Below are 7,658 nucleotides of genomic sequence, written 5' to 3' on the forward strand. Positions count from 1 at the left end.
GAGTACATCCAGAAAGTAAAGCCATTTGTAAAGGCACTTATAAACAAGTTCTGGAATGTTGACCCAGATGCCTACAGGAGGATATTAGTGTATCAAGTAGATAATGAGATGAATCATGAAATATATAGTTGGGTGTTTGGAATGTTGTTTAGGTTTGGTCATCATCCGTGGTGGGACCGTTCATGGGAAACCACCTTGCTAGTTGGAGGTAGTAACGCAATCAGAGAGGCAGAAACTGAGATGAAGGTATATCAGAAGATCGGAAAAACAACATTGATTTGCATAAATCCAAGCTATGATATTATTGCAAATGGTGGTAACACAGTAGAAGGAATTTCTCAAGGGTACGATGGGCTAAAGCAATATCTCAAATATGTACTGGATGATACAGGTTCAAAAGTAGATTTGATTGGGCTGGATTACTACCCTGGGACATGGGCAGCTACGAGTGAAAGCGATCTGAAAGAGATTGTGCGACTATTGTGTGAGGACTTTGGACTACAGAGCGCTTACAAAAAAAAGGTAGTGGTGACAGAAACAGGTTTCAGCACACATGAGCGGTCATGGACGGATCAAAAGAATTACTACCAAACATTAACGAGGTTGATAAAAGAGTATTATCATGGTGCAGGAAGGAGTAAGGGCTTTTGCGGTGTTATTTGGTATGAGTTTACCTCTGATGATATCGCTACCAATGATGACTGGTCACCCCATGAAAGTTATTTTGGAACAACCAGGATGAACTTAGATGGGACTATTGCCGAAACCAAAGATGTTTGGGTATGGCTTAAAAGTTTTCTCTCTCCATAGGAGGTTGGGAAGATATTAAAAGAAAAGACATCATTATTTTTTTTATTTTTGCTAATTCTAGTTGTGGGCTTGTTAGTATTAATCCTCTTTTCACAGTTCTTCATATTGTTTCTTATTATTTTGGGAATAATTGGTTCAGTTTCCTTTATAGTAAAAGATAGTGGTATTATTTCCAACTTACCAAAAAAGTATCGTAAAAAATCAATCATTATTTTAGCCATTTTGGTTTTTTCTGTGCTAATAACCTCACCTGTATTCTCTCGGGCCTCTCTAGTCTCTTCTTCGTCCTTCTCATTCTTCATTATGATCCTTCTGATAGATATGGTAGGTGTGTTATTTGGTTTCCTCTACACTCTGAAAGTTATTGGTAAAAATCCTGTATTATCAAATGGTAGGACTTTCCTATGTGCCACTCTCCTATTTCTTTCTTTAATTATCTGGCTTTTTTGCAACTTTCAAATGGGACTGGCACTCTTCTTCCCAGAACTATTGGCCTATATCTATAGTAAATTACCCCCATCATTTTCATTATTGGCTCTATGGTATTTGCTTTTTATCTCTTTTATAGTTTCTATTCTGGCGTTCTACTACATTGTATTTAAAGAAAAGGATAGAGAATATAAATCGGATGCTATCATTCTGACACTTATCTTATTAGTCATTCAACTTATTTTTGTATATTTAAGATTTGTATTAGGATGGTTTAATAGTTGATATATTAAAGTAATTATTGAAATGTGTAAAGTTTAGCAAAATGATTTTTACACATAAGAACATCAACTTAAGAAAAAATTTTGAGGAGACAAAGTCATTTGCCTACTTCAGGAATTTTCGCAAGCTTCAAGAGGTATTAAGTCGAAGGTCTCCAAAATAGGTAATTAGGCATTCAAAAGGTACAAATTATGAATTACCATTTGTGATAGGCGGGCTGACCAAAACCATGTTATACTTTTTTTTGCTTCTCTTATCTCCATATGCGACCTGAGTTCCACAGAGTACCCTTTTCATGTCTCTATAAAATAGTGGTTTTTGAGTTACAGGCAACCTTTTTTGCCTAACACTGTGCGACTCAGGTTGAAAGCAGAAATTCCCGCTGATGCTATCAACTCTGGCTATGCAATTACAAATGCAGGAATTTACATTATTGGCGGCAGAAACTCAAGCAAGATTTTTGCCTACACAGAAAGAGTGATTTATGAGGTTCCTACAAGATTGCTAGAGGAAATTGAAGGGAGTGCCTGTGCTGCAGTGAACGACACTGTGTACATTATCGGGGGCAGAAGCCAGACCGAGGAAAAGAACCAGGTCCTGAAGTTTTACTGGCAACAGCAACCAAGCAATTTTACCTGGAGCGAGGATTTTGAGCACGGGCTTGCGGGCTACACAATCATAACCGCGGGCAATAACTATGCAGAGATTTCAGAGTTTGCTTACAGAGGCAATCACTCCCTGCATTTCTATGACCTTGACACGTCTGGCTATTGCTGGGTTGAGACACCAGACATGCATCACACATTTTTAGGCACATACAGGCTCAGTTTTGCACTTTATCTGCCGAGCACTGATGTGCACTGGCCCTGGGTGATTGTAGATGGAGGGATTGGATTTGCTCTTGATTACAATTCTCTTTGGATTGTTTCTTCGCATCAGGGCAGACCTTTGCATCGTGTCTGCAATCTTGCGGCAGAGCACTGGTATATAATCGAGGCATACATGGACATCCAGAATGACACAATGACAGTTTACATAGATGGAACAATGTATGGACCATTCAGAATGCATCATAACTGGAACGCAGAATGCCACTTCTGGATTGGTGAGGACTGGTTGCACAAAGATGCAAACTGGGCAAGATTTTACATTGACGAGCTCAAGGTTGAAGAGATTACTACAGCGGTGCCGAAAATAGAGTATGTGGAGCATTATTACAAGGCAGGTGTATACACAGCAAAATTGTTTGAGACGGAGACGGAAATTTTAGCAATCAATCTAAGCTGGGAAGGGAGCGGTAAAGTGTATGTGAGCGAGGACAATGTGAACTGGGAAGAGGTCGAGAACGGAATTGAGAAGAGCGTTGAGTGGAAGGCAGTTTACTGCAATGTAGCCCTTACAACTCCCGCAGTGAACATAACGCCAGAACTGTGGAATCTGAAGGCAAACCTGAAAAGCGGTGGCACCCTGAGGGTCTGGGAAAACAACACGACAGAGGAAATTTACACACAGGAAGGAAAGCCACTGTATGGACTGGCAAGAGGATATTTTGCGGGCAGAGAGTTGATTGGCATTAGAAATTACAATGGCTGGATTTATTTGGCAGAGAAAAACAACACAACCTGGAATGTGAGCAAAGTGCGAGAAACAAATGGGAGCTGGAAGATGGGGTTTGATTTTGTTGTATGGGAAGGAAAACAGTATTATTTCTGGGCTGACAACGGGAGCGGGAATTACCAGGTCTATGGCATGGTTGGAAACACAACAGCCTTGCTCAGCACAAGCAATACCGATGCAATAGATGTCCATGCTATTGCACCAGGCATCTGGCAACTGCCTTTCAGAATGCCAAAAACAGAAAAGAAATTGCATGTGGTCTGGCGTGACTACGACGACTGGTATTCCATGCTTAACTATGCCAGTTTTGATGCTGAACTAACCCAGATTGGAGAGCCACAAAGAATAAAACTGGATACAAACTACACCGAGCTTGTTATGGACAACCAAGGGCATCCATTGCTTGGCTTATTTGAACCCACAATAGCCACGGGCTACTTCGGTGAGGTTTATATAGCCTTTAGTCGTTATGGAATTGAGCGAGGCATTGGAATGGCAACGAATTATGAGGAACCAGATAAGGTTGTGGAAACGATGCAGACAACAATTGACAGTTTGCCAGATGAGGTATTTGACAGGAATCCGGAGGAGCGGAAACAGGCGTTGAACAACAAGCTTGAGGCAATCGAGAACATGCTTGAGGCGAACAACACTAAAGGTGCTGTGCAGAAAATGAAAACTGAAGTAATGCCAAAGGTGTCAGGTGGAGAAGGGAGCTGGATACAGGGGAGTGATGCTACAGGTGACCTTGTAGATGCCTGCGAGCAGATGATAACAAGTACAAAAGATAAAACTGGAGAGAGCACTGTATGGCTTTCCTGCGATGTGCATACACCAACAGAAGTGGCTTTTAGCTGGGGCTGTGATTTTCCGCCATACCTGGCGATTCTATACTGGCGTGTGAAAGGTACAAATACATGGCCATACAGTACAGAGATCACATCTAGTTATGCAGTCATAACTGTCTCACCCTCTACAACCTATGAGGCAAAGGTAGTTGCTCAAGGAAAGAGTGGGACCTATAATTCCACCATTGTTGAATTCAGCACTACCTTGAAAATCCAGAGGATATGGGTTGAATGCTTAACAGGTGGGAAAGCGAAGGTATGGTGGGAGACAAATATGTGGATTGGATGGGGCTGGTGCACATACTATCCAGGTGGTGTAAGTGTAGCGGGGACTCTCTATTCCTCAAAAGTGATGTATACAGTTATTCCATCCACAGGAAGTTTCACGGAAGGCTCTACATATTCCTATGATGTTTTGGTAATAAGCACAGACGGTACTCAGTCTGTGGCCTCTCCAAGATTCTCATTTACCTACACCTCTCCAAAAATCACATCAATCACATGGACTCCTTCTCATCAAAGTAATTCAGATTGGTATGAATGTGCAAAGATTGTATGGACAACGAATGTGGCTGCTTCTGGTAGCAAGGTTGTGATAGCTGGCAAAGAAGTGAGTGCAACCACGAGCAGTGATGGAAAGACACATACGGCATGGGTGAGTAACCTCTATCCATCAGTCACATATTCATTCACTGTATCTTCTGTCTCCAGTGGTGGAACGATGACGAAATCAGGAAGTGGCACGACGAGGCTAAGGATTTCATTTATATCAGCTCAAGATGAGTTTGCCACAGAAATGGGGAACACACAATTCAAGGTAAGATGGAAAACTTCGGGCATACCAGATACTAACACCAATTTGCTTGCATATTCATATGATGGCCTAACATGGTCATACAGTGTGCAAAATACTCCCTATCTCTTAAGTGGGTCATGGTTCTATTATGTTGCTACCGTTCCCTGGCAGGGTAATAACAAATATGTGGGATATAAAATTCAGGCGAGTGTGCATGATGACTATGGAACTTATACAGAAACTTATCCCTCTACAGGAACACTCTGGAAGAAAACCTATTGTGATTCCGATAATGATGCTCTCTATGATGTAGAAGAAAACGGAAGAGTTTATAATACCACTTATTCTTCAAGTGATCATCCAGAGATTCCAGACTACCAGCCCAGCAACCCATCCGCAATTGCAAAGATTCAAGTTAATAGTGATGTGCCCTCTTACAAAGGGTGGGTAAAAGATGCAATGTTCAAGATAAGAGTTGTGCATACATATCCCTCTGATTTGATAATCTATCTCTTGTATTCTCATTCAACGGGTTCTTGTGTCAAAATAATCTATAATAGAGTGTACTCTTCGTTGGATTACATAGAGCTTACAATAAAATTCTCGCAGTTAGGTTGGTCTCTTGACCTTTTCCAAAAGGCTAATCTCTATTTTCAGTTAATTGTTGTAGATAAGGCAAGCGGGGATGTTGGATACATTGACTATTTCATGGTGAGTGTGATAGGAGGCACCATGGCATCCTTGTCCAACACGGATGGAGATTTCTGGAATGATGGAGAAGAAGTAAAGATGGGTTTCTGCCCTGTGCGTTTCAATGTGTTGAGTTGGGCAGTGAGTGTACACCCAGAAGACATACATCTTTATTCGGGAACTCCATCTTCCTATGCTTTGGACAAGATTGTTGACTTGGGTGCATCTTTTGTAAGGATAGATTTTGTCTGGGACTGGATAGAACCCTCTGAAAATCAATGGAATACCGTTGCGATAAATGCCTACAAAAATTTAATATCGGCATGTAAGCAGAGAGGCCTGGGCATTGTAGCGGTAATAGGAACAGGAAGACCATATTGGGCAGCATACAAATACACGCATTTGGTATATGTCGGTGATGATCAATATGTGCGAGTCTACACGCCTGAGAATTTCTGGCCAGTATGGAAAAGTTTCTGCAAGAGAATTGCACAGGAATTTAAGAACGACATTTACTTTTACCAACTCTTCAACGAAGAAAATCATCCTGTTAACACATTCCTCCGTGACCAGGATGAAGTAACAGGATTTGAGGTTGGTTATGATGGCTTGGTTGAAGGAGGTGAAACAAGCTTTGAGACAATAGTGAATGCATATGTAGGTGATGCAGTGATCACTACAGGATGGGCAGATCGGCTGGAGGTCTGGGCACAATCGCCAAAAGTGAACATTCTTGCGATAGATTATTATCCTGGCACTTGGGTGTGGGCTTCGTTTGATCAGTGGGCACCGCTTACTCATCTGTTCAACATTGCCAACAGCCATGGTAAAAAATGCGCAATAATGGAAACTGGGTTTAGTACATATGACCTGGAATCTTTATCATCCTTGTGGCATACACAGGACGATCAGGAAATCTTCATCAACACTGCACTGCCGATAGTTAGAGAAAAATCTTTTGGCCAAAATGTATATCATCCGCAAAACAAAATGCTATTTAGTAGTTGGTATGAACTTAGAGATGGAAACACCAATCTTTGGTTAGGACCACTACCACAAGGTATAGAAGCACATTTTGGTATCTTTTGCGACGCCCTATGTTTTAAAAGAGGCTATGATGATCTTCAACGACAAATTTTTTCTTTTTATTCATGAGGGGGTATAGAATGAATGATATCATAAAAAAACGGGACTACATTGGTCCATACATGAGTGCTTTGGGTTACATCGTGGGATTCCTCTTGTATCTATGGCTACTTAACCTCATCGCATCTTATCACCAGCATAATCCAATATTCTTGGAAACAAATCCTATATTTGGCCTCATTCTTTACGCCCTAATATTCTCTCTGCCAATTCTTTTACCTCTATTATTTTCTACATGTCAGCACAGAAAATACAAGATTTTTTCGTTAGGTGGTATCGGTGGCAGTATTGGGGCAATCTTCAGTTGGATAATATCCCCTCTGTTTATCTATATCCTTCCTGTGCGCCATGGACCAATGTATTCAAGGGAGACAGAGGAGATTATATTTTATTTTGATTTAGTAATATACATCTTTATCACTGCACTCATTACCTTTGTCTTTTCTCGGTACTTTTGCAGGAAGTTCGGCAAAAGATGGTGGAATGAGAAGGTGTGCCAATGTGGGAAGTAAACAAGAATACGGGAAGAACAAAAGTAAACTTTCAAGGGGTAATAGGATGGGCTTTGCTCAGCATAGCTCAAGCTCACGAAAAGTCTCCCAGATACTCTTTTACCTACACCTCTCCAAAAATCACATCAATCACATGGACTCCCTCGTATGAGAGTGCAACAGTTTCCTGGTTTACAACAGTTCCCACGACTAACAACTATGTGATAATTGATGGTAGAAGTGTAAGTGCAAGTGGTGATGGCTCTACAACACACAGTGCATCTATCTACAATCTCAAACCTTCAACCACATACAAATTCACAGTGTACTCAACCTACAGTGGCTCACCAATGGTCCAGAGTGGAAGCGGGACAACGAGGATGCGATTGATGTTACATGGCCTATGGGATAATTATGCACCAGGTACAGGCAAAATATCCTTTATGGTATACTGGAGCACGACTTCCTCCAGCGGAATTTCCAATCATATCGGGATAATAAAATATAAGGGGATTGACATAACGGTAACACCAGTGTTCTGGGGCACAA

General features: G+C 41.2%; 4 protein-coding genes. All 4 read left to right on the forward strand.

The window, feature by feature from the left end:
• Window positions 1-810 (forward strand): hypothetical protein (locus QXD64_08820; protein MEM3397409.1); only part of this gene is annotated, 810 nt, incomplete at its 5' end.
• Window positions 811-1,860: 1,050 nt separating this feature from the next.
• Window positions 1,861-6,627, forward strand: coding sequence for a hypothetical protein (locus QXD64_08825; GenBank protein MEM3397410.1), 4,767 nt, complete (start codon window positions 1,861-1,863; stop codon window positions 6,625-6,627).
• A gap of 11 nt (window positions 6,628-6,638) precedes the next feature.
• Window positions 6,639-7,130 (forward strand): hypothetical protein, encoded by a 492-nt coding sequence (locus QXD64_08830; protein MEM3397411.1) that lies wholly within the window; start codon window positions 6,639-6,641, stop codon window positions 7,128-7,130.
• The coding region (locus QXD64_08835) for a fibronectin type III domain-containing protein (protein ID MEM3397412.1) at window positions 7,118-7,658 on the forward strand (541 nt) is incomplete at its 3' end. The genes QXD64_08830 and QXD64_08835, both read left to right, overlap by 13 nt.

Source organism: Thermoplasmata archaeon (genome assembly GCA_038874435.1).
Lineage (GTDB): Archaea > Thermoplasmatota > Thermoplasmata > Lutacidiplasmatales > SKW197 > SKW197.